The following is a 21228-nucleotide window of genomic DNA, read 5'->3' as shown; positions in this document are numbered from 1 at the left end:
CACGCAGGACAACATGCAATGACGTTGAAACGATACGGCGCGGCCGGCGGCACCGGCACCGGCGGCCAGCACCTTCCCTTTGCCCGCGCGGTCGAGGCCGATGGCTGGCTCTACGTCTCCGGCCAGACACCGATGGAAAATGGCGAAGTGATCGAAGGCGGCATCATTCCGCAATCGCACAAGGCCATCCGCAACATGCTCGCGATCCTCGCTGAAGCCGGATACGAGTCCAAGGATGTCGTGCGCTGCGGCGTCTGGCTCGACGATCCCAGAGACTTCCAGAGCTTCAACAAAGTCTTCGCCGAATATTTCGGCGCCAATCCGCCGGCGCGCGCCTGCGTGGTGTCGAGCATGGTGGTGGACTGCAAGGTGGAAATCGACTGCGTCGCCTATCGCAGGTGAAGTGCTGGCTCGGATTAGATCGGTCTAACCGCGAACTCCGAACACCTCTCCCCGTCGGGGAGAGGTGAACCACAGCAGCCGCGACCCGTATCCGATCCCATCAGCTCCCGTCTAAAACCGCTGCGAGACACCGACATAGAATCCGCGCCGCGGGCCGTATTGCGGGGCGAACACGCCGATGCCGGAGCCATCGCGGATCTGGTAGATCGTGTCGAACAGGTTGACCACGTCGAATCGCACCGTCGTCGGCTTGTTCGGCGCGACGATGTTGAAATCGTGCGACAGGCCGAGATTGACCTGCGTATAGCCGGGCAGGTGATCGGTATTGGCAAAGCCCGAGCGCAGGCCGCTGCCATAAACCATCGACACGCTGTAGCGCGTGCCCTCCCAGAGATAGGAGGCGCCGGCGGACCCCGACAGCATCTGCGCGTGGTCGGTGTAGATGTAATGGCCGTCGATATGGGCGAGCTCGTCTGCGCCGAACAGATATTGGTTCGAGACCACGTTGGTCGCGATCTGTTTCGCCCAGGCAAGGTTGGCATAGGCGCTGAAATTGCCGCTGCTGTAGCTCGACTTCAGTTCGACGCCGACATTCTCGCCGCGATCGTAGTTGAAGCCGCTCAGCACATAAGCGGCGCCGAACTGGCCGTCGTCGAGTAAATCGCGCGCCTTCTTGTAGTAGACGTCGGCGCCGACCTCGAAGCCGGGGATCGCGTAGATTTTCTGCGTCACGCCGACGTCGAACACGTGCGAGCGTTCCGGTCGCACCGGGCTGTTCAGCCCGACCTCCGGCGTCTGCGTATTCGCGGGCGCGCCGGGTGGCGTCACCAGCGCGAGATTGACGGGGCTCGCGATCGCCTGCGAGGGCGGTGTGAAGTTGCGCGCATAACCGGCATGGAAAACGGTGCCGTCGAACGGCTTCCAGGTCAGGCTGACGCGCGGGCTCAGCTGGTTGGCATCGACATATTGATACATCTGGTCGAAGCGCAGGCCGGCGTTGAGCGTCAGATTATTGGTGATCTTCCATTCGTCCTGGACATAGGTCCCGACGAGCCAGCCGGTCTTGGCGTTGGAATCGAACACCGAGAACGGCGCGTCGATCGTGCCCGCGGCTGGATCGCTTGGATCGACCAGCGGCAGCACCGTGGTCCCGCTGTTGACAAGCGTCCGCTCGGCGCTGACCGAAAGTCCGAAGCGCAGCGTGTGCGCATAGCCGATGCGCCAGGCGGTGTCCTGCTGGATGCCGTTGACCACGCTCTGGCGATAGACGTCCGACGACACGCCGTTGAAGACGAGATCGCCGATCGGATCAGGGTAGAAGTGCAGCAGGCTGGTGCGATTGAAATATGAGGTCTGCGTATCGAACGCGCCGTTCGAGGTCTGGTAGGAGACGACGTTGAACTGGTTGAATTCGTTCTGGTGCTCGTTGAGACGGGACGAGTCGAAATTCGAGACGCCGAAGGCGGTGTTGACGGGCGCCTGCCCGGGATTGTTCGGGATCTGGAACGTCGCGTTCGACACGCCGCTCATGAAGGTAAGGCGGCTGTCCGGATTGATCATCGTCGACAGATAGAAGAATCCCTTCTCCTGGTTGGTGCGATCATGGATCGCATTGACCGACGGGGTCGGGTTCTCGATGCCGAGATTGTTCTGGAGGAAGCGTCCCGACAGGAAATACTGCGTCTGTCCCGAGGTCCCGCCATATTCGATATTGGTCGAGATGGTGCCGTTGCTGCCGCCATAGACGCCGACCACACCGGAATTGTTGAAGGCATCGGCCTTGGTGGAGATGTCGAGCACGCCGGCGGTGCGCTGGCCGTATTGCGCCGGCAGCGCGCCGGTGAGCAGGCTGAGGCTACCGACGATGCCGGTGTCGAGGATCTGCCCGAACGCGCCGACTCCATCGGGGAGCATGACGCCGTTGATGCGATATTGCAGGTTGGCGTGCTCGTTGCGGATATGAAGGTCACCGCTCGCCGCCGAATCCTGGGTGACGCCGGGGAATTGCAGCAGCACCTTGTCGAGCGAGGCATTGCTGCCCTGCGGCAGCGCCTCGATCGCCTGCCGCGTGAGCGTGTGGGTCGTGGCGCCGCCCGGTGGAAGCACCGATTGGCGCGCGGCATCCAGCCGGTTGCTTTGTCCCTCGGCGGCGGCTGGCGCCTCGGTCTGCGGACGGGCCTGAGACGGCGAACGTCGTCTGTCGAGGACGACGCGCACTTTTGGACGGCGCGGCGCCTGCGCGTGCTTGGGCCCATCGACTTCGACGCTGGGCAGCGTCGTCATGGGGGCCGTCGTTTGCGCCATGGCGCTGGCGGCGGGATGACACAGCGTGAGTGCGGCGAGGCTCGCGCCCGCCAATATTGCTTTTGAAGACACCATTGTCCTGATTTCCGCTCGCGCGCCGCCGCGGCTCTTCAGAGCACATGCAGGCAGCACGCGCCGTCGACACGCGACGGATCATCTGCGATAGCCCAGCGGAATCGGCGCGCATGCGCGGCCGACGCCGAAGGCAGCTCAATCGGGGGAGATCAGGAGGCGGGAGGGGCGCGCGGCTGGAACGCGTGCTTTGCCGATTCCAGATGGATGAATTCGGCATCGGTGGTGCGGTAGAGCAGCTCGACCGCCTGCGGCAAATGCAGCAGAGGCGGCGTCGCTGATATGACCGTGCCGGCCATTGCGACGAGCGCGCAGATCGCGCAATTGTCGTTGTCAGGCTGTTCGCGATGAGGACTGGTCGGTGACTGCTTCTGAACCGCCGCGCTATCGGGCGACGCGATGGACTTGGCAACGGTCCTGGCAACGGTCTTGGCGTGATCGCTCAGCTGGGGCTGAGCCAGCGGGGCAGCCTGCGCGAACCAGTGGCTGTGGCCGAAGGTCAGCGCGAACTGCACCAGCATCGCAAACAATGCGAGCCGGGCACCGTGCCTGATATTCGACCGGAACCACTTCATCTGGAAAACGTCACCTGCGCATCGCGCGACGCCGACGGGGCGTTGCGATGTTATATTGTAACATCGCAGGATCGGTTCATGGATGTCAACGGCGAGAGGAGCGGCGCCCTGCGCGCGCCTGCACATTGTGTCGTTCGGGCAACTGGCGCGCGGTTAGGTTTCACTGCTGATGCAAACGACGGAGGTGCGCTCCCTCCTCCGCTTGCGGGGGAGGGCTGGGGAGAGGGTGTCTCCGCAACGGGATAATTCCCAAGAGGAAAGAACCCTCACCCGCTGCGCGCGGGACGATGCTTTCGCATCGCCCCGGGGCATGTCGGCCTCTCCTGCAAACGAGAGAGGCGGAGAAACGCGCATCTCTCAGAAGATCACCGCCCCTCACGCACCCAGGTCGCGGCAAAGGCGCCGAGCAGCAGCAGCAGCCCGATCAAACCGGCGAAGATCGGCAGCACGCCGACGCCCTTCACGACGCTGGCGTCGCGCATCCGCACGCCCATCCAGCCGTCACCGGCGAAGGTACTGGTCGAGCGCACCGGGACGATACGCGGCAGCTCGACGCTGCCGTCAGCTGCGATCCGCACGGAAGCGCCGCCGGTCGCCTGCGTCAGCGGCTTCAGGGTCTCGGCAGTGGAGGTGACTTCCGAAAATTCCTTCGGATTGGTCGGGCCGACATTGATCAGCGCCTTCAGCGTTCCGTCGGTCGCCTGCCACAGGCCGAGCTCGTTGGCGGGAAGGCTGGCGCGCCACTCGCCGGGATCGCCGGCGCTGAGCGTCAAATCATGCGAGATGCCGGAAGGCGAGGTCACGCTCACCGGCTGAACGGTATCGGCCATGGTCTGGCGCACCACGACGAGATCTTTGCCCTGCACCTGCATGCGCAGTGCTTCCTCGTCGAGATCAGGCTGCTTCATCAGCCAGTGCGACATTCGCCTGAGCAAATCGAGATGCGGACCGCCGCCCTCATAGCCGCGCGCCCACAGCCAGATGTGGTCGGACAGCAACAGCGCGACGCGGCCCTCGCCGAAGCGGGACAGGAACAAGAGCGGCTTGCCGTCTGCGCCGGTCATGACCGGCGGGTTGACCGCATTGCGGGTTTCGACGGTGCGGAAGAAGCGGCTCCAATGCGGCGGCTCGAACGCCGAGCCCTCCAGCCCGCGTGTGACAGGATGGCGTTTGCCGATGTCGGAGAGATGCGCGTAAAACGGTTTCTCCGTGACGCCGACCGGCTCGGCCGGCAGCACCGAATCCAGCGGCGTGCGCCAGATGCTGCTGGTCGAGGCATAATCGGGGCCTGCCGAGACCAGCACGGCGCCGCCTGCGCGCACGTAGCGTGCCATGTTCTCGAAATAGGGGATCGGCAGCACGCCCTGGCGGGCGTAGCGATCGAAGATGATCAGCTGGAATTCGTTGATGTGCTGCTGGAACAGCTCGCGGGTCGGAAACGCGATCAGCGACAGCTCGTTGATCGGCGTGCCGTCCTGCTTCTCCGGCGGACGCAGAATGGTGAAATGCACGAGGTCGACGCTGGCGTCCGACTTCAAGAGGTTGCGCCAGGTGCGCTCGCCGGAATGCGGCTCGCCCGAGACCAGCAGCACGCGCAGCTTGTCGCGGACGCCGTCGATGGCGACGACGGCGCGGTTGTTGACCGGGGTCAATTCCCTTTCGAGCGGCGAGGCCTCGATCTCGACGATGTTCGGGCCGGCGTGCTTGATCTCGACGTCGACGCTCGCGCTCTGACCGCTCGTCAGCGTGCGCTCGTTGATGACCTCGCCGTCGCGGCGCACCGTGACCTTGGCGCGCTCGCCGGTGACGCCCTGGTCGTCCAGTTTGTATGAGATGGTCTGGTTCTGGCCGACGATGCCGAAGCGCGGCGCCGCGGTGATCGCAATGCGGCGGTCGCGCTCGTCCTTTTGTCCGGTGATCAGCGCCTGCACCGGCGCCTGGAAGCCGAGCGCGGCGGCGTTGGCCGGGATGTCGTGAACCCGGCCGTCGGTGATCAGGAAGGCGCCGGCGACGCGGTCGACCGGCACGTCCGACAGCGCGGAGGCCAGCGCGCCGAACAGTTTTGTGCCGTCGGTCTCGCCGTCGGCCTGACCGGCCTCGACGACGCGCACCTCCAGCCCCTTGATCTTCTTCAGGCTGTCGACCAGCGCCTCCTGCGCCTTCGCGGCTTCCTGGTTGCGCTTGCCGAAATTCTGGCTCGGGCTCTTGTCGACGACGACGGCGGCGATCGAGGTGAGGGGATCGCGGTCCTCGCGCGTGAAGGAGGGATTGGAGAGCGCTAGCAGGAATAGCGCCAGCGCCGCCACGCGCACCGCCGCGCCGCGCGCCCGCGCGACCAGCAGCACGATGGCGATGAGCACGATTGCAGCGAGCGCGATCCAGAGGACGGTCGCGGGGACAAGCGGCGTGAACGCGATGCCGTAATTCATGGCGTCAATCTCTCGGCATCGTCATGGTCGGGCTTGTCCCGGCCATCCACGTCTGGCCACGCGGCACGAAGAACGTGGATGCCCGGCACAAGGTCGGGCACGACGGCTTCAGTTTGGTGGGCACCGAGTTCCAGTACCCGCATCATTGCCCCAGCCGTTCGATCAGGGCCGGTGCGTGCACCTGGTCGGCCTTGTAGTTGCCGGTCAGCGTGTACATCACGATGTTGACGCCGGCGCGGTAGGCAAATTCGCGCTGGCGCGGCTCGCCCGGCGTGAGCGGCAGCATCGGCTGGCCGTCGGGACGGAGCGCCCAGGCGCCGGCGAGGTCGTTGGAGGTGATGATGATCGGCGAGACGCCGTCGCCGCCGCGCGCGGGGCGCTGGGCGCTCTCGTCGTCATCCTCGCGCGGCAGCGCCTCGACCCAGGTCTGGCCCGTATTGAAGCGGCCGGGGAAGTCGCGCAAGAGATAGAAGGTCTTGGTCAGCACGTGCTCGCGCGGCACCGGTTCGAGCTCGGGCACGTCGAGCGAGGACAGGAGCTCGCGCAGGGCCTGCATGCCCGGCGTCTGCGCGGCGCCGTTGTCGCCGGGCGGAGCTTCGATCGCGTCGCGGGTGTCGAAGAGCACGGTGCCGCCCTGCTTCATATAGGCGTCGATCTTGTTGAGCGCGTCCTGCGGCGGCTTTGGTGCGCCCGGCACGATCGGCCAGTAGATCAGCGGGAAGAAGGCGAGCTCGTCGCGCGCGGGATCGACGCCGACGGGATCGCCGGCCTCGAGCGCAGTGCGCTGCGCCAGGAACAGCGTCAGGCCGGTCAGGCCGGCCTTGACGATGGAATCGACGTCGGCATTGCCGGTCACGACATAGGCGAGGCGGGTCTGCGAGGTCGACTTCATCGCGAATTCGTCCGAGGCGCTGTCGGCGCGCGAGGGCGTCGGCGACAGCACCGCGACGCCTGCGAGCATCAAGCCAAGCAGGATCATGGCGGGCGCGGCGCGGCGGCGCAGCAGCGCGGCAAGACCGCCACCCAGCAGCGCGACGATGAGCGCGTCGATCAGGAACAACGCCAAGGCGGTGGACAGCAGCCAGCCGCGCAGGTCCCGCGGCTCCGCGTTGGTGTAAGTGGCGTGCCGGGCGCGCAGGGGCGTGGTGTTGAGGGCGACGATGCGATCAGCGGGAGCGAGCGTGTTCACGGCGAGCGGTCCTTCTGCCGGACCGTAGAAGCCGGGCGGATGGTCCGGCGTGGCGCGGTCGCGATAATCAGCCGTCAGCGGCTTGGCGGTGGCGGGCGGCGGGCCGAAGGCGCCGAAGCCGTCGAGCATGTGCAGCGGCGCCAGCGTCTCGGCAGTTCCTTCGGTAGCAACGCCGGCGCCGGGCTTGGCGGTGTAGCCGGACATGTCGACGACACGCCGGAGCATTTCGACGAAGGTGCCGGACATCGGCAAATCCGACCAGCGCATGTCGGCGCTGACATGGAACAGGGTGACGATGCCCTTGCCGCGATGCTCGCCGGTGACGAGCGGCGTACCGTCTTCGAGCGAGGCCCAGCTCTTGGTGGCGAGCACCGCGTCGGGCTCGGCTAGCACCTGCCGGTTCACGGTGACGTCCTTGGGGACCGCGATGCCGGCAAACGGACCATCGGCGGTGAAGCTGGCGAGATGCTGCGGCTTCTCCCAGGTCAGGCTGCCGCCGAGCGTGCGACCGCCCTTGCGCAGCTTGACCGGCACCAGATCGTCTTCGGCCTGCGCCAGCCGGGGGCCGGCAAACCGCACCAGCACGCCGCCCTGGTCGATCCAGGCGTTGAGACGCTCGCGCAGTTCGGGCGCGACGGTGCCGACATCGGCGAGGATGATCATCGGCAGCTTCTGGTCCAGAAACTGCGTGATGCCCTGCTGCGGCGCGCCCTTGTCGGCGAGCCGCACGTCGGCGAACGGCGCCAGCGCGCGCGTCAGGTAGAAGGTCGGCGCCAACAAAGGCTGCGAGGTCTCGCTGGTCGAGCCCGAGACGATGCCGATGGCGCGGCGGCGCCAGCGCTTGTCGAGCAGTTGCACCGCGCCCGCCGAACGCTCGCCTGATATCTCGAGCCTGGAGATGTCGTTGCGCAGCTCGACCGGCAGGTCGAACGCGGCTTCGACTTCCTTGTCCTGCGGTCCGAAGGTGAAGCGCGCCTCGCCGATCGGCGAAGCCTTCTGGTCGAGGGCCCGCACGGTGCCGGCGAGAATGCCGCTGTCGGTGCGCAGCACCTTCACCGTCATCTTTGCAGCCGCGTTTTCCGCCGCGACCAGCGCGAGCGGAGACGAGGTGCCGCCTTCGAACAGCGTCAAGCTGCGATCCCCTATGGTCTTGCCGAGCCCGGCCACGAACTCGTCGCCGCGACCGGTGTCGACGCCATCAGATAGCCAGGCGATCTCGCAATCGCCGGTTGCTTTCAGGAAACGATCGATCGCGGCGAGGGTTTCAACGCGCTCGATCGAATAGGGCTTTGGCACGATCTGCCGCAGCGCAACCCGCGCCGCGCCCGCCGGCATCAGCGTGATGTCGCGGTTCGGCTCGGACAGCGGCACCAGCGCAATGCCGCGACGGTCGTTCTCGGCATTCGCGATCAGCTCGTCGGCGGCCCGGATCCTGGTGTCCCAGTTCGAAGCGGCGCTCCAGCCGTCGTCGAGCATGATCATCAGCGGCGCCTTGCTCCCCGCCAAACCTGTTTGCGGATTCCAGATCGGGCCGGCGGCGGCGAAAATGACCAGGGCCGCAGCGAGGAGCCGCAGCGCCGTCAGCCACCATGGTGTTCGCGCCGGCGTCTCTTCGCGAGGCGCGATGTCGAACAGCAGGCGGGTCGGCGGAAACTCGATGCGGCGCGGCCGCGGCGGCATCACGCGCAGCAGCCACCACAGCACGGGCAGGCTGACGAGGCCGATCAGCAGCAGCGGTTCGGTGAAGGCGAGCGGCAATCCCATCATGCGGCCGGCCCCGCCTTGATCGAGGTGATGCGGGGGCCCGACTTGCTCACCTGCATGCCGGCATGGAGGAACAGCAGCAGCTCTGCGGCCGAGCGGTCGGTCGCATGCGTCGTGAACAACCAGTCGAGCTTGTTGGTCTCGGCGCGGATCTGGTCGCGGTGCAGCGCAAGCCGCGTGGCGTAATCCTGCGCCCAGCTCTCGGCGCGGCCGGCCGTGATCACGCCAAAGCCCTCGGGCTCGACGAATTCGACGCGGCCGGAATAGGGGAAGCTCTCTTCGGCAGGATCGACGATCTGCACCAGGGTGCCATGGGCGCCGGAGCCGGACAGCCCTGCGAGCGTATTCCTGATCTCTGATATCGGCGACCAGAAATCCGACAGCACGATGGTCTCCGCCAGCGCCGCGGGCACGAAGGACGGCGGCAGGCTCAGCCTGTCGGCATCGTCATGCAGCATCGCCTGCGCCATCTTGTCGATGACGCTGCGGCTCGCGGTCGGCGTCATCAATCCGGGAATGCCGACGCGCTCGCCGCCCGCGACCAGCAGCTCGGCCAGCGCAAAGGCGACGATCAGCGTGCGCTCCAGCTTGGATTCGCGCGCGGTCTTCGAGGCGAACGCCATCGAGGGCGAGCGATCGGGCCAGATCCACACCGTGTGCGAGGCTTCCCATTCGAGCTCGCGGACATAGAGATGGTCGTCACGCGCCGATCTCCGCCAGTCGACGTTCTGCGACGGCTCGCCTGAGACGAAGCGGCGATATTGCCAGAAATTTTCGCCTGAGCCGGCGCGGCGCCGTCCATGCAAACCATGAATGACGTTGGCGGCGATGCGGCGGGCCTCGAGCACCAGGCGCGGCAAGGAAGCTGCGAGCGTGCGGCTTTCGCCATCGGCACGTCGGATCGCGATGATCTCCTTCGCCGTGTGCCCGGTCTCTGCAGCCATCAACCGATCCGTGTCTTCAATTGCCGGATCACGTCCGGAATCGTGCGCCCTTCGGCGCGTGCCTGGAACGTCAATGCCATGCGGTGCTTCAGCACCGGCTCGGCGAGGTCGAGCACGTCGTCGATCGAGGGCGCGAGACGTCCGTCGATCAGCGCGCGGGCGCGCACCGCCAGCATCAGCGATTGGCTGGCGCGCGGGCCGGGGCCCCAGGCGATGAACTTGCCGGCCTCGCCGCTCTCGGCGCCGGGACGGGCCGAACGCACCAGCGACAGGATCGCTTCGACCACGGAATCGCCGACCGGCAGGCGGCGCACCAGCCGCTGCGCCGCGATCAGCGCATCCGCATTCATCGATCCCTTCGCCAGCGTCTCTTCGGCGCCCGTGGTTTCGAACAGGATGCGGCGCTCGGCGTCACGATCGGGATAGTCGACGTCGATCTCCATCAGGAAGCGGTCGAGCTGTGCTTCGGGCAGCGGATAGGTGCCTTCCTGCTCCAGCGGATTTTGCGTCGCGAGCACGTGGAACGGCTTCGGCAGATCGTGCCGCGCGCCGGCGACGGTGATGTGCTGCTCCTGCATCGCCTGCAGCAGCGCCGATTGCGTGCGCGGGCTGGCGCGGTTGATCTCGTCGGCCATCAACAGCTGCGCAAACACCGGTCCCGAGATGAAGCGGAACGAGCGCTTGCCGGCGGTGCTTTCGTCCAGCACTTCGGCGCCGAGAATGTCCGAGGGCATCAGGTCGGGCGTGAACTGGATGCGCTTGGCATCGAGACCGAGCGTGACGCCGAGCGTCTCGACCAGCTTTGTCTTGGCAAGGCCGGGCACGCCGATCAAGAGCGCATGGCCGCCGGAGAGGATGGTGACCAGCGTGTTCTCGACCACGCGATCCTGGCCGAAGATCACCGACCCGATCGCATCCTTCGCCGCGCGAATCTGCGCTGAGACCTGCTCGGCCGAACGGACGATGCCGTCTTCGAGCTTCTCGACACTTTCTGCCATCCGTTAGCTCCTCGAGCCTGCCACGCGGCTCTTCTGCGTCGTCGAATTCATCGCATCAATCTGCGTCATGGCCCCTATGCTAGACTTGCAGGAACGCCATGTATTCGTTGAATTAACCTATCCCCACCTTATCGGCTTCGGGTTATGTACGGCATCACGAAGTGGAGACCTCCACACCGGACGAACCCGGGGTGGAACCGTAGACTTACGTACAACGTAGACTTTTAAGTCAGACCTGCACCAATCGTGCCAACGGAGAGAGTCAGGGCAAACCATGGCGAACCAAGGGCAGAGCACAAACCAAGGTCTTGAGGGGCTGACTGCCGCCGCCAAAAGTGCTGCCAATGCCGAAGGCGCCAAAAAGGGCCTGCCTCCGGTGCATCTGTGGAATCCGCCGTTTTGCGGCGATCTCGACATCCGAATCGCTTCCGATGGTACTTGGTTCTACATGGGTACGCCAATCGGCCGTCACGCGCTGGTGCGCCTGTTCTCGACCATCCTCAAACGCGAGGGCGACAAGCATTTCCTCGTCACGCCGGTGGAAAAGGTCGGCATCAAGGTCGATGACGCGCCGTTCATGGCGGTGGAGATGCTGAAGCGCGACGAGGACAACCATCGCGTGCTGAGCTTCCGCACCAATGTCGATGATTGGGTCACTTGCGATGGCGCGCACCGGCTCCGCTTCGAGCAGGCGGCGGATGGCGGCCTGACGCCGTATTTGCATGTCCGCGCCGATCTCTGGGCCAAGGTCACCCGCGCGCTCTATTACGATCTGGTTGACATGGGCGAGGAGCGGATGGTCGATGGCCAGCCGATGTTTGGCGTCCAGTCGGCCGGCGAGTTCTTCGCCATGGCCGACGCGGAGCAGGTGAGGGCCGCGCTTTGAACAAGCCTATTGCCAAGAGCGACTCGAAGAACGAGCAAGTCGCGTTTCGCGCGCCGGATTTCTTCGCCCGCTCACGCGCGAAGCTCAGCTTCGACGTGCCGGCCGGGCTGTTCGATCCGAACATCATCCCGGCTTCCGGCGATCCCGGCACCGACAAGATGCTGGAGATCGTCGCGCGCGAGCAGCCGGTGCGGCCGGCCGCGGTCCTGATCGCGGTGGTCGACCATCCCGAGCCGACCATCCTGCTGACGCAGCGCTCGGCGCATCTCAACGACCATGCCGGCCAGATCGCTTTTCCCGGCGGCAAGATCGACGCGATCGATTCCTCGCCGCTCGATGCCGCGCTGCGCGAGGCGGAGGAGGAGGTCGGGCTCAGCAGGGATTTCGTCGAGCCGATCGGCTATCTCGATCTCTACGGCACCGCGTTCGGCTTCCGCATCCTGCCGACGGTCGCCCGTGTGCGCCCCGGTTTTCAACTGACGATCAACCATTCCGAGGTTGATGATGCATTCGAAGTGCCGCTATCCTTCCTGATGAACCCGGCCAATCACCAGGTCCACAGCAAGGAATTCCGCGGCATGGAGCGGTTCTATTATGCGATGCCGTTTGCGGAGCGCTACATCTGGGGCGCCACGGCCGGAATGCTGCGTGTGCTGTATGAGCGGATCTATTCGTCATGATCCGGCCGGTTCTGACCGAGATCGGAATCTTCCTCATCCCCTTTGCCGTCTATGCGCTGTTCCTGGCCGCCACGCGGTCCGGCCTGTTCGTGCAATCGTCCTGGCCGATCACCGTCGTCGCGCGCCTCATCCTGGTGGCGCTGCTGCTCGTCATCGCCGGGCTGATTGCGTTCGCGCATTTCTCCGGCGCCGCGCCGAACTCGACCTACATTCCCGCCCATATCGAGAACGGCAAGCTCGTGCCGGGCCGGGAAACCTGAATGAAAGATAAGGGCCGGACGATGAGCGCGGAGCCGATCCTTGCCGGTGCGCCCTGGCTGACTGCGGGCGGGACCGCGCGCGTCCTGCAACTGCTCAACGCTGACGGCGAGGAGGCGCGCGTGGTCGGCGGCACCGTCCGCAACGCGCTGCTCGGTCTGCCGCCCGGCGACATGGATATCGCCACCACGGCGCTGCCGGAGGAGGTGGTGCGGCGTGCGAAGTCCGCCGGCATCAAATGTGTGCCGACCGGCATCGACCACGGCACCCTCACGCTGGTCATCGACGGCGCGCCCTATGAGGTGACGACGCTGCGCGAGGACACCGAGACCTTCGGCCGCAAGGCCAAGGTCGCCTTCGGCCGCGACTGGGTGAAGGACGCCGAGCGGCGCGACTTCACCATGAACGGCCTGTCGGTCGATGCGAACGGCGTCGTCTACGACTATGTCGGCGGCATCGCCGACGCCAGGGCGCGCCGCGTCCGCTTCATCGGCGCGCCGGACCAGCGCATCGCCGAGGACTATCTGCGCATCCTGCGCTTCTTCCGCATCCACGCCGCCTTCGGTGCCGGCGCGCCCGATCGCGACGGCACGCTCGCCTGCATCCGCGGCCGCGCAGGCCTTGCCACGCTCTCGGCCGAGCGGGTGCGCATGGAGATGCTGAAATTGCTGGTGGCGCAAGGCGCCTCCGCCGCCGCGCTGGCCATGGTCGATGCCGGCCTGCTGCAGGCGATGATCGGCGGCGTTGCCTATGCCGGGCCGCTGACGGCGATGATCGCGATCGAGCAAGAGCTGCGCTTGCCGCCAAGCGCGACGCGCCGTCTCGCCGCGCTCTCCGTCGCCGTCACGGAAGACGCCAAGCGCGTTGCGACGCGCCTGCGGCTGTCCAACGCCGAAGCCAAGGCGCTGGATTCGATGGGCCATCGCTGGTGGCGCTTCGCCGCCATGGACGAGGCTCGCGCACGGCGGCTGCTCTACCGGCTCGGGCCCGAGCGCTATCACGATCGCGTGTTGCTGGCCTGGGCGCGCAGCGGCGGCGATGCGAAGTCGTCGCGCTGGCGCGAGCTCGCCGGGCTGCCGCAGCGCTGGACCGCACCGAAATTCCCGCTGAGGGCCGCCGACTTCATCGCACGCGGCATGGCCGAAGGCCCTTCGCTCGGACATGTGTTGACGCTCGCCGAGGACGCTTGGCTCGCGGCGGATTTTCCATTAGAGGAAGCCGCACTCGCTGCCATCGCCGATCAAGCCACCGCACGCGCCACTCGCGAGAAAAATTGACCATCGTCCCAGGCTTCGCCGACATCTCGATTTTCCAGCTGCTGCTGGTCGCGATGATGGCGTTGTTTGCCTCGATCATCGGTGGTCTCGCCGGCTACGGCACCGGCGCCCTGATGCCGCTGGTGCTGGTGCCGCTGGTCGGCGCCGAGCCCGTGGTGCCGATCATCGCGATATCGGCGCTCTTCACCAATTCCAGCCGCGCCGTGGCTTATCTCCGCTACGTCGATCGCCGCCGTGCAGTGATCGTGCTCGCCTGCGCGGCGCTGACGACCGCGCTCGGCGCCTACGGCTACACCCGCCTCACCAATGCCGGCGCCGCGATCGTGATCGGCACCATGCTGATCCTGAGCGTGCCGCTGCGCCGCGTGCTGCGCCGTCGGGAGGTCAGGATCGGCGACACCGGCCTGGCGACGGGCTCGGTCGGCTACGGCGTCCTGGTCGGCGGCACCTCAGGCTCCGGCGTGATCCTGCTCTCGCTGCTGATGGCCGCCGGCCTCGAAGGCGCCGCGGTGATCGCGACCGATGCGATGATCTCGCTCGGAACCGGTTTGATCAAGATCTCGGTGTTCGGCCTCGCCGGCGCCGTGACCGCGCAGGTGCTCGCCTTGGCGCTGCTAATCGGCGGCATCGCCATCCCAGGCGCGTTCCTGGCCAGAGCCTTCGTCGAGCGGATGCCGGTGCACATCCACACCGCGATCCTCGACGTCGCGGTGATAACAGGCGGGTTGGTGATGATCTCGGCCGCGGCGAAACAACTCATCGCCTAGACGGGCTTGCTCAGTGCGCGGTCGCCGTGGGCGCAGCGTTCAGCGGCGCTCCCCCGACCGAGATCGGACCCGTCGGGGTCGCGACACGCGGCGGCTTCTTTGGCCGTGGGGCGACGCGCGCTGCTGGAGCCGGTGCGACAGGAGGCGGTGAAGCCGGCGGTATCGATGTCACAGGCCCGGGCGACGGGAACGGCGGAACCGATGGCTGGGGGGCCGCGCTCTTCAATGCGTCGATTTTCGAGCTGAGGCTGGCCAGCTGGCTCACGATCTCCTTCAGCTGCTCCTGCTGATCGGCGACGGCCCTGTCGATCGCGGCCAAATCGTCAGCCGTCTTTTGCTGCGAAGCGAGCAGGTCCGTCATGACCGCCTTGTCGTTGGCGCCGGCATCGGCGTCGGCGGCCTCGCGCCCCGCGGAGGGAAGGAACAATCCGCCGTTCAGCCAGACATAACAGGCCCCTGCGCCTGCGAGCGCAAAGACGACGGCCACGGCGAGCGCAAGCGGCCACCGGCGACGCGGGGCGGGAAGGAAAGGCGGCGGCTCCACGACGGGCCAACTGGGGGGCGATTCGGAATTCATCCGAATTTCCTAGTCAGCCTTTTCGCTTCACGCAATCGGAGCTTCGGCCAACGGCATGAAGAGGGCGTCCCGTCGAGCCCCTGCGACAGAGAGGCTGATCGCGGCAGTGCCAGACGTTCAGCCTCTCACGCGCGGCAGTCGGCGCCAGCCGGGCGCCGTTTAAGCGGCGGTCGCCAGCACGCGCAGGCGATGACCGTCGGGATCGAGCGCAACGAAGGTATGTCCGAAGGGCATGGCGGTCGGAGGCTGCGCAATCCGCACGCCGCGGGTCGTCCAGATGTCATAGGTCGCGCACGGCCTCCGCGTTTGCGACCGCCCACGAGATCTCGTTGCAACCGGCTTCCGCAGCAGGCGGCGGCTCGACGGCGTCACGCTGCCAGAGGCCCAGCATGGCGCCGTTCCCGAGTGGGAGCAGCACGAATTTCGGGGACGATTGCGCGACCGGGCGCTCCAGCAGGGTCTGATAGAAAGTGGAGCTCGCTTGCGCGTCGTCGACATAGAGCACCACGATGTTGAATTCGGCCATTTGCATCTCCTGTTCAGCTTGGCGATGGCCGAGGCTTACAGGAGGGTGCTGCCAGTTTTTGTCAGCATGATCAGGGCTGGGTGATACATTCCTGCTGCTGCCATTCCCGCAGCAAATCTGTACGGCGCCGCGGATAGCGGCGCTCCGTGAGCGTGATCGACAGGATCCGGTCGGTGCGGAAATGGCGATAGTCGCCGCGACTCTCGCACCAGGCCGCCACCATGCGAAGCCGATCGAAGAACCCGAGCGCGATCGGCCAGATCGTGCGATGGGTGCGGTTGTCCCCTTCGTCGCTGTAGGTGATGCGCAGTTTGCGCTCGTTGCGGATGGCGGCCCGAATGATCGGCAATTCGGCGTCGCCTGCCGCCGGATCGCGGCGAGCGACCATCAGGCCCGACGTTTCCAGGCTTCGCTGCAGATCGTCCGGCAGCACGGCGGCAATCTTCGCAAGCGCGTTCTTGGCCGCCTTTCCCAGCGGTTCATCCTGCTGCGCGGCAACCCACCGGCCGCCCAGCACCAGCGCTTCGATCTCCTCTTCCGAGAACATCAGCGGCGGCAACATGAATCCGGGCCGCAGCACATAGCCGATGCCGGCCTCACCATCGATGTGGGCGCCTTGGCCCTTCAGCGTCTCGATGTCCCGGTAGATCGTCCTGACAGAGACACCCAGATCCTCGGCCAGCCGGCATGCCGCGACCGGCCGACGATGACTTCGCAGGAGCTGGATCACATCGAGAAGGCGTTGAGCGCGCGACATGGCGGCTGATATCACGGCCTGCTGCCAGATTCTGTCAGCATTGAACGTCCTGCCTGGCTGGGCGTCATTCGCGTCACGGCGCGTTCGGGCCCGATTGTCAGGCGCTTTCGCCCCCGAACAAGCATTCAGCGTGGCGCGAAAATCCCTCGAGCCACGCTGTCCTATGTCTCTGATATCGCCTGCGAGTGCGTCGATCAGCGGCGGCCCGATTGCTCGGCGACCTGCCTTTCGCCGGGCAGCTTGCCTGAGGCCAACAGGCTGCTGCAAAGCCACCGGGCCTCTCGGCCTGTCATGCCCAGGAAGGTCTTTGTGGCGAAGCATTGCCCGTAGGTGTTGTAGCTGAGCGTGTCCCGGCACGTGGACGAGAAGTTGGTTCCGGTCGCAAAGTTTTCACCGGTGTAACTACACCCAACCCAGGGAGCGTTGCCGACCCTGTAACTTGTTTCGCAACCACCGTTGCAGCTGCTGGCGGATCGCTCCAGCCTGGCAAGCTTACCCAGCGCCGAATCCGGGGCGAATACCGGATTTTGGGCTGATGACGCGCCGGCGGCCCGGTGGTGGGAGGTCACGGCCGTTGGCCCCTGCCGTGGCACAACAGTCGGCCGAGGCTTCGGCGCTTCGACCGAGACGGCGGGGAGCGAGGCGTTTGGCGTGGGCTGCGACATTGCTGTGCTGCTGCACAGCAAGACGGCTGACAAGGTCGCAACGACTGACGGCACGGCGAAGCCTGATGACGATCGCATAAGGGACCTCCCGAAATTCGGGACGGAACAGCCGTCCCGACACCCAGGGGTTGTATCACAATATTCCGATACCGGCCATTCGCAGATCGCAAGGCCATCTGGCGATTTGTCATCGACAGCGTGGCCAATGGCACGCCAGTCGCAATCACCTGACGGCCGCTATCGAGATAAATACGAGACTGACTTGTCGGAATGCGACGACTGGAGACGTCTTGCAACGATATGAGCGTGGCTGGGCAAACACAAAAGCAGGAAACGGATATGGACGAGCCGGACCGGACGCACACCTCGTCTCGCCTGATCTCCGCAAGTTCGACGCGCATCTACAGCGCCTGCATCCAGCCCGGAGACCTCGCGCGCTGGATTGCGCCCAGGGGCGCCGAAGCTGAAATCGAAAGATTCGAACCCAGGCACGGAGGCCACTTCAAGATCATCTTGTCGTTCGGGAGCGACATTGGAAAGTCGTCGGCCCGGACCGATGTCGTGCTGGGGCGCTTCCTCAAACTTGTGCCGGACCAGAGGATCGTCCAGGCCATCGATTTCGTATCCGACCGACCTGAATTCGCCGGCACGATGACGATGAGCTGGGTCTTTCATCCCTCGGGCGACAAGACTCTCGTCAGCATCGTCGCACGCGATGTTCCGCAAGGGATCAGCAAAGCCGACCATGAAGCGGGGATGGCCTCCACGCTCGAGAATCTGGCGGCGTTTGTCGAAACCGGCGACCGCTAGCCCTGGCCGGCTTCAGCTCTTGCAGAGGACGACACGAGTTTTCGAAGCTGAGCGACGCTTGCCCTCGGTTAGCCGTGCATTGCGCCTGGCCAAGTTGCAAACAAGTGGTCGCCACCCTATCGTCGATTGGTTCTGCCCCCTGTCTGGCGACCACTCTCCCGGGAACCAATGATATGAACGACGTCTCAGCGCGAGCAATCAATCGCCCTCCAGGGAAGATCGACATCCCGTCCGCCTGGAGAGGCGCCGAGATGAAAGCCAGCCCCGATCGATGGTTGAGAACACTCGCGGCCAGCGAGATTGCCGAGCTCGAGAACGCGGCTGAATCCTATCTGGGTCGGAGCAGCAACATCGCCGGGATCACCAAGGAGAGCTTTCCGCTGCCTCGTCTCGGCGCGCATCTCGAACAGCTCAAGACCACGCTGCTCACCGGCCTCGGCTTCGAAGTCATCCGCGGCCTGCCGGTGGCAAAGTACAGCCAGGCGTTTGCCGCGACCATCTTTTGCGGGGTGGGTGCGCATTTGGGGTCGGCGCGATCGCAAAATGCCGCGGGGCATATTCTCGGTCACGTCCGCGACGTCGGCGCCGACGCCAAGGATCCGAACGTCAGGATCTATCAGACCTCGGAACGGCAGACGTTTCACACGGATTCGTCCGACGTGGTCGGGCTGCTATGCATTCGCGAGGCCATGGAGGGTGGGGACTCGCTCCTCGTCAGCACGTCGACGATCTATAACGAGATGTTTGCCAGGCGTCCCGACCTTGCCGCCCTCCTGTTCGACGGAATCGCGACGGACCGCCGCGGCGAGGTCCCGGAGAACGAAAAACCATATCTCGAAATCCCCGTGCTGAACTGGCATGCGGGGTTCCTGACCGGTTTCTATCAGCGCCAGTACATCGACAGCGCGCAGCGCTTCCCTGAAGCCATGAGGCTGACGCCCGCTCACGTCGAGGCGCTCGACCTGTTTGATGCGCTCGCAAATGACCCATCGCTGCATTTCGGCATGCGGCTGCAGCCTGGCGACATGCAGTTCGTCTACAATCATGCCCTTCTGCACGATCGGACCGGATTCCGCGATTGGCCGGATGTCAGCCAGAAGCGTCATTTGTTGCGCCTCTGGCTCAGCATGGAAGGCGACCGGCCGCTGCCCGATTGCTTCAGGCAACGCTACGGTTCGATCGAGATCGGCAACCGTGGCGGCATCATCGTCAAAGGGACCAGTCTGAACGTGCCGCTGGATTGATGGCATACACCTGATTGCGTCGCGCGATAGAACTCGGCCCAAGGTCCAAACGCGACGAACTGGACCAATTCCCTGCCATCAAAGCTGCGCGAAGGACGTCCGTTCATCAAGGATGAGCCGGCCGCGCCCTGCCGTTGATCGAAGCGGCAATTTTGCCCCGAACCGGAGGCGGATCGATTTGCGCGATCGAGATTTGGGTGGCTTGCGTTTGGCCGAGCGTGGGCCGAATATTGTCTCGGGATCCGTCAGAAACGCCAGCCAGTGAGGACACCCCAATGGCTCTCTTTCGTCAAAAGATGCCAACTCCGTTTCGCGCTGAAGAAGCTCCGCACGCCTCGCGAACCAGTCGGCGGGCGCTGCTTAAAATGGGCTGTGCTTGTTGCTTCGCACTAGCGGCACCGCAAGCATTGGCCGATGCGATGACTCCGGAAGTCGAACGTCATCTCACGGCCGCCAGACAGGCCGCAGGCAGCGATCTCGAGGCGCTACTCGTGCTCGGCAAGTCGGCCGACCCGAATTTCAAGGCACCGATGCCCGATTTGGAGAAGTTGATGGCGCTACCCGCGCCGCCGCCGGGCAGGGCGTTCGACAATTTGTACTTCGTCGGCGGCAAATGGGTCAGCGCCTGGGCGCTCACGACTTCCGACGGCATCATCCTGCTCGATGCAATGAATAACGACGATGACGCGGAGCATACCATCGAGCGAGGCCTCAAGAGTGTCGGACTCGATCCATCGAAAGTGAAGACGATCATCGTGACCCACGGCCATGGCGACCACTATGGCGGAGCCGGCTATTTCACCCGGAAGTATGGGTCGCGCATCGTCCTCAGCGAGGCCGATTGGGCCATGATGGAAACCAAGCTCGAGTTTGACCATCCGCTTTGGGGGCGGCCTCCGAAACGCGACGTCGTCGTCACTGATGGCGACAAAGTCCAGCTTGGTGACACCATCGTGAACATCCTGATCACCCCGGGGCACACGATGGGAACGATATCGCCGATCTTCGACGTGACCCTGGGAACTCAGAAACATCGCGCGCTGCTGTGGGGCGGCACCGCCTTCAATTTCGGCCGGAAGCCGGAAAGGTTGCAGGCCTATGTCGAAGCCACGGCTCGGGCTCGTGAGTTGGCGAGGCAACAGGGCGTCGATGTCTTCATCTCGAACCACAGTGCCTATGATGGCTCGATCGAGAAACTCGCTGCCGCCGCGGGCGCAGGTCCTAATCCGTTCGTGCTGGGGGCGCCGACTGTTGAACGTGCACTCACGGTGATGAACGAATGCGCGCAGGCGGTGCTCACGTCCTGGAAGGCATGAAAGCTGCTCATCTTCGCTGCGGGTTTGTCAGTCCGTTTGTGGCCCGTGGCAAACTTGTCGACGAGCAGGCGCTCGACGACAGCCCGCACGGCTCGCGCCGTACGGGCTTTTGCTTTTGCGCCCAGGCGAAATAGGAACTCCGTTCCCGCTTGTTGCTCGATCGTGCGAAAATATCCGGCAACGGCGAGTTCAACTTCAACAGGCTTTCGCGCACGAGGGTGCGCATCATCAAGTGCGATGTGGATGGCTTCTACGGGGTGAATACGCTGCCGAGAAACCGCTCCTTTTCCCCGGGCGCATAGCCCTGACATGCGCCGTAATACGGCTCGGGCTGGCTACAGGAGGTCGACCGGAATTGGCCCGGCGACTCGGACGGCGCGTAGGCAAAGCTCGAAGCGGATCGAGGTACGCTCTGCCGGGAGTGCACGACAGCGTGCTGATGGGTGTGATGCACCGTCGCTGCATTCGCAGCGCCGCAAAGGGCGATCAAAAGGCTCAAAGCCAAAATGGAACGCATCGTTTTTCTCCGGATGTCGTTGCCCCCTTAAATTGGCCTTCGACCGCAAAGCCCCAACGGATCACGGCTTCACGACCAGTCACATCCCCGGCACCACGGGGCCGCCTGGCGCGAGCGGTCGTGCGATTTGGCTAAGGTTGCCCGGCGGCCCGAAGCAATCTCCGCCGATGCGTGCCACATGATGTGCGATTTCTGCCAAAGCCGACCGCTGCAGATACTGCCGGAGGCGGTTCAGTCGCCAATTCCAATGTCTCCCGCGGTTCCGAATCCC

The 21228-nt window shown here is 65.1% G+C and carries 18 protein-coding genes; 9 read left to right on the top strand and 9 right to left on the bottom strand.

The window, feature by feature from the left end:
* The first annotated feature begins 18 nt into the window (after window positions 1-18).
* On the top strand, window positions 19-402 hold the full coding sequence (locus XH91_RS26700; protein WP_128953354.1) for a RidA family protein: 384 nt from the start codon (window positions 19-21) through the stop codon (window positions 400-402).
* Window positions 403-513: 111 nt separating this feature from the next.
* On the opposite strand, the gene XH91_RS26695 is transcribed toward XH91_RS26700, so the two are convergent.
* The 6 genes from XH91_RS26695 to XH91_RS26670 form a co-directional block, all read right to left on the bottom strand.
* Window positions 514-2781 carry a TonB-dependent receptor gene (locus XH91_RS26695; RefSeq protein WP_128953353.1) on the bottom strand — a complete coding sequence of 756 codons (2268 nt, stop codon included), beginning with the start codon at window positions 2779-2781 and terminating at the stop codon, window positions 514-516.
* 149 nt (window positions 2782-2930) lie between these two features.
* Window positions 2931-3353, bottom strand: coding sequence for a DUF2946 family protein (locus tag XH91_RS26690; protein ID WP_128953352.1), 423 nt, complete (start codon window positions 3351-3353; stop codon window positions 2931-2933).
* A 365-nt stretch (window positions 3354-3718) separates the two neighbouring features.
* Window positions 3719-5782, bottom strand: a complete 2064-nt coding sequence (locus tag XH91_RS26685) for a hypothetical protein (protein ID WP_128953351.1) — start codon at window positions 5780-5782, stop codon at window positions 3719-3721.
* Between the two features lie 142 nt (window positions 5783-5924).
* Entirely contained in the window at window positions 5925-8738 is a 2814-nt protein-coding gene (locus tag XH91_RS26680) for a DUF4159 domain-containing protein (RefSeq protein ID WP_128953350.1), read from the bottom strand.
* Window positions 8735-9679: a DUF58 domain-containing protein gene (locus XH91_RS26675; protein WP_128953349.1), complete on the bottom strand. Its 945-nt coding sequence runs from the start codon at window positions 9677-9679 to the stop codon at window positions 8735-8737. Before XH91_RS26675 ends, XH91_RS26680 begins: the two co-directional genes overlap by 4 nt.
* Complete coding sequence (locus tag XH91_RS26670; protein ID WP_128953348.1) at window positions 9679-10677, bottom strand: AAA family ATPase; 999 nt, start codon at window positions 10675-10677, stop codon at window positions 9679-9681. Before XH91_RS26670 ends, XH91_RS26675 begins: the two co-directional genes overlap by 1 nt.
* A 274-nt stretch (window positions 10678-10951) precedes the next feature.
* Here XH91_RS26670 and XH91_RS26665 point away from each other — a divergent pair, with 274 nt between their 5' ends.
* The 5 genes from XH91_RS26665 to XH91_RS26645 are packed head-to-tail and all read left to right on the top strand — an operon-like array spanning window position 10952 to window position 14545.
* Window positions 10952-11563 (top strand): DUF1285 domain-containing protein, encoded by a 612-nt coding sequence (locus XH91_RS26665; protein ID WP_128953347.1) that lies wholly within the window; start codon window positions 10952-10954, stop codon window positions 11561-11563.
* Window positions 11560-12243 carry a CoA pyrophosphatase gene (locus tag XH91_RS26660; protein ID WP_245470894.1) on the top strand — a complete coding sequence of 228 codons (684 nt, stop codon included), beginning with the start codon at window positions 11560-11562 and terminating at the stop codon, window positions 12241-12243. Before XH91_RS26665 ends, XH91_RS26660 begins: the two co-directional genes overlap by 4 nt.
* Complete coding sequence (locus XH91_RS26655; protein WP_128953346.1) at window positions 12240-12503, top strand: DUF6111 family protein; 264 nt, start codon at window positions 12240-12242, stop codon at window positions 12501-12503. The genes XH91_RS26660 and XH91_RS26655 overlap by 4 nt, the downstream gene beginning before the upstream one ends.
* A 21-nt stretch (window positions 12504-12524) precedes the next feature.
* Entirely contained in the window at window positions 12525-13778 is a 1254-nt protein-coding gene (locus XH91_RS26650) for a CCA tRNA nucleotidyltransferase (protein ID WP_128955002.1), read from the top strand.
* Window positions 13775-14545, top strand: coding sequence for a sulfite exporter TauE/SafE family protein (locus XH91_RS26645; protein ID WP_128953345.1), 771 nt, complete (start codon window positions 13775-13777; stop codon window positions 14543-14545). Before XH91_RS26650 ends, XH91_RS26645 begins: the two co-directional genes overlap by 4 nt.
* 10 nt (window positions 14546-14555) lie before the next feature.
* On the opposite strand, the gene XH91_RS26640 is transcribed toward XH91_RS26645, so the two are convergent.
* The 3 genes from XH91_RS26640 to XH91_RS26630 form a co-directional block, all read right to left on the bottom strand.
* Window positions 14556-15122 carry a hypothetical protein gene (locus XH91_RS26640; protein WP_128953344.1) on the bottom strand — a complete coding sequence of 189 codons (567 nt, stop codon included), beginning with the start codon at window positions 15120-15122 and terminating at the stop codon, window positions 14556-14558.
* Window positions 15123-15402: 280 nt separating this feature from the next.
* Entirely contained in the window at window positions 15403-15648 is a 246-nt protein-coding gene (locus XH91_RS26635) for a VOC family protein (protein WP_347338606.1), read from the bottom strand.
* Between the two features lie 70 nt (window positions 15649-15718).
* On the bottom strand, window positions 15719-16405 hold the full coding sequence (locus XH91_RS26630) for a helix-turn-helix transcriptional regulator (RefSeq protein WP_128953343.1): 687 nt from the start codon (window positions 16403-16405) through the stop codon (window positions 15719-15721).
* A gap of 1004 nt (window positions 16406-17409) precedes the next feature.
* On the opposite strand from XH91_RS26630, the gene XH91_RS26625 reads away from it, so the two are divergent.
* The 3 genes from XH91_RS26625 (at window position 17410) to XH91_RS26615 (ending at window position 20440) form a co-directional block, all read left to right on the top strand.
* On the top strand, window positions 17410-17880 hold the full coding sequence (locus XH91_RS26625; RefSeq protein ID WP_128953342.1) for an SRPBCC domain-containing protein: 471 nt from the start codon (window positions 17410-17412) through the stop codon (window positions 17878-17880).
* A 251-nt stretch (window positions 17881-18131) separates the two neighbouring features.
* The gene (locus tag XH91_RS26620) at window positions 18132-19124 is read left to right on the top strand and encodes a TauD/TfdA family dioxygenase (protein ID WP_245477207.1); all 993 of its coding nucleotides are present in this window, start codon (window positions 18132-18134) and stop codon (window positions 19122-19124) included.
* A gap of 275 nt (window positions 19125-19399) precedes the next feature.
* Entirely contained in the window at window positions 19400-20440 is a 1041-nt protein-coding gene (locus tag XH91_RS26615; protein WP_128953340.1) for an MBL fold metallo-hydrolase, read from the top strand.
* Window positions 20441-21228 lie beyond the last annotated feature (788 nt).

The organism is Bradyrhizobium guangzhouense, from assembly GCF_004114955.1.
GTDB lineage: Bacteria > Pseudomonadota > Alphaproteobacteria > Rhizobiales > Xanthobacteraceae > Bradyrhizobium > Bradyrhizobium guangzhouense.
This window is presented reverse-complemented; position numbering and strand designations above follow the sequence as displayed.

What these genes read in the sequence shown, in the direction of transcription:
- XH91_RS26635 (WP_347338606.1), bottom strand. Translation starts at nt 15,648, where the DNA reads ATGGCCGAATTCAACATCGTGGTGCTCTATGTCGACGACGCGCAAGCG.
- XH91_RS26700 (WP_128953354.1), top strand. Translation starts at nt 19, where the DNA reads ATGACGTTGAAACGATACGGCGCGGCCGGCGGCACCGGCACCGGCGGC.
- XH91_RS26640 (WP_128953344.1), bottom strand. Translation starts at nt 15,122, where the DNA reads ATGAATTCCGAATCGCCCCCCAGTTGGCCCGTCGTGGAGCCGCCGCCT.
- XH91_RS26655 (WP_128953346.1), top strand. Translation starts at nt 12,240, where the DNA reads ATGATCCGGCCGGTTCTGACCGAGATCGGAATCTTCCTCATCCCCTTT.
- XH91_RS26685 (WP_128953351.1), bottom strand. Translation starts at nt 5,782, where the DNA reads ATGAATTACGGCATCGCGTTCACGCCGCTTGTCCCCGCGACCGTCCTC.
- XH91_RS26615 (WP_128953340.1), top strand. Translation starts at nt 19,400, where the DNA reads ATGGCTCTCTTTCGTCAAAAGATGCCAACTCCGTTTCGCGCTGAAGAA.
- XH91_RS26680 (WP_128953350.1), bottom strand. Translation starts at nt 8,738, where the DNA reads ATGATGGGATTGCCGCTCGCCTTCACCGAACCGCTGCTGCTGATCGGC.
- XH91_RS26650 (WP_128955002.1), top strand. Translation starts at nt 12,525, where the DNA reads ATGAGCGCGGAGCCGATCCTTGCCGGTGCGCCCTGGCTGACTGCGGGC.
- XH91_RS26630 (WP_128953343.1), bottom strand. Translation starts at nt 16,405, where the DNA reads ATGTCGCGCGCTCAACGCCTTCTCGATGTGATCCAGCTCCTGCGAAGT.
- XH91_RS26665 (WP_128953347.1), top strand. Translation starts at nt 10,952, where the DNA reads ATGGCGAACCAAGGGCAGAGCACAAACCAAGGTCTTGAGGGGCTGACT.
- XH91_RS26625 (WP_128953342.1), top strand. Translation starts at nt 17,410, where the DNA reads ATGGACGAGCCGGACCGGACGCACACCTCGTCTCGCCTGATCTCCGCA.
- XH91_RS26695 (WP_128953353.1), bottom strand. Translation starts at nt 2,781, where the DNA reads ATGGTGTCTTCAAAAGCAATATTGGCGGGCGCGAGCCTCGCCGCACTC.
- XH91_RS26675 (WP_128953349.1), bottom strand. Translation starts at nt 9,679, where the DNA reads ATGGCTGCAGAGACCGGGCACACGGCGAAGGAGATCATCGCGATCCGA.
- XH91_RS26690 (WP_128953352.1), bottom strand. Translation starts at nt 3,353, where the DNA reads ATGAAGTGGTTCCGGTCGAATATCAGGCACGGTGCCCGGCTCGCATTG.
- XH91_RS26620 (WP_245477207.1), top strand. Translation starts at nt 18,132, where the DNA reads ATGAAAGCCAGCCCCGATCGATGGTTGAGAACACTCGCGGCCAGCGAG.
- XH91_RS26670 (WP_128953348.1), bottom strand. Translation starts at nt 10,677, where the DNA reads ATGGCAGAAAGTGTCGAGAAGCTCGAAGACGGCATCGTCCGTTCGGCC.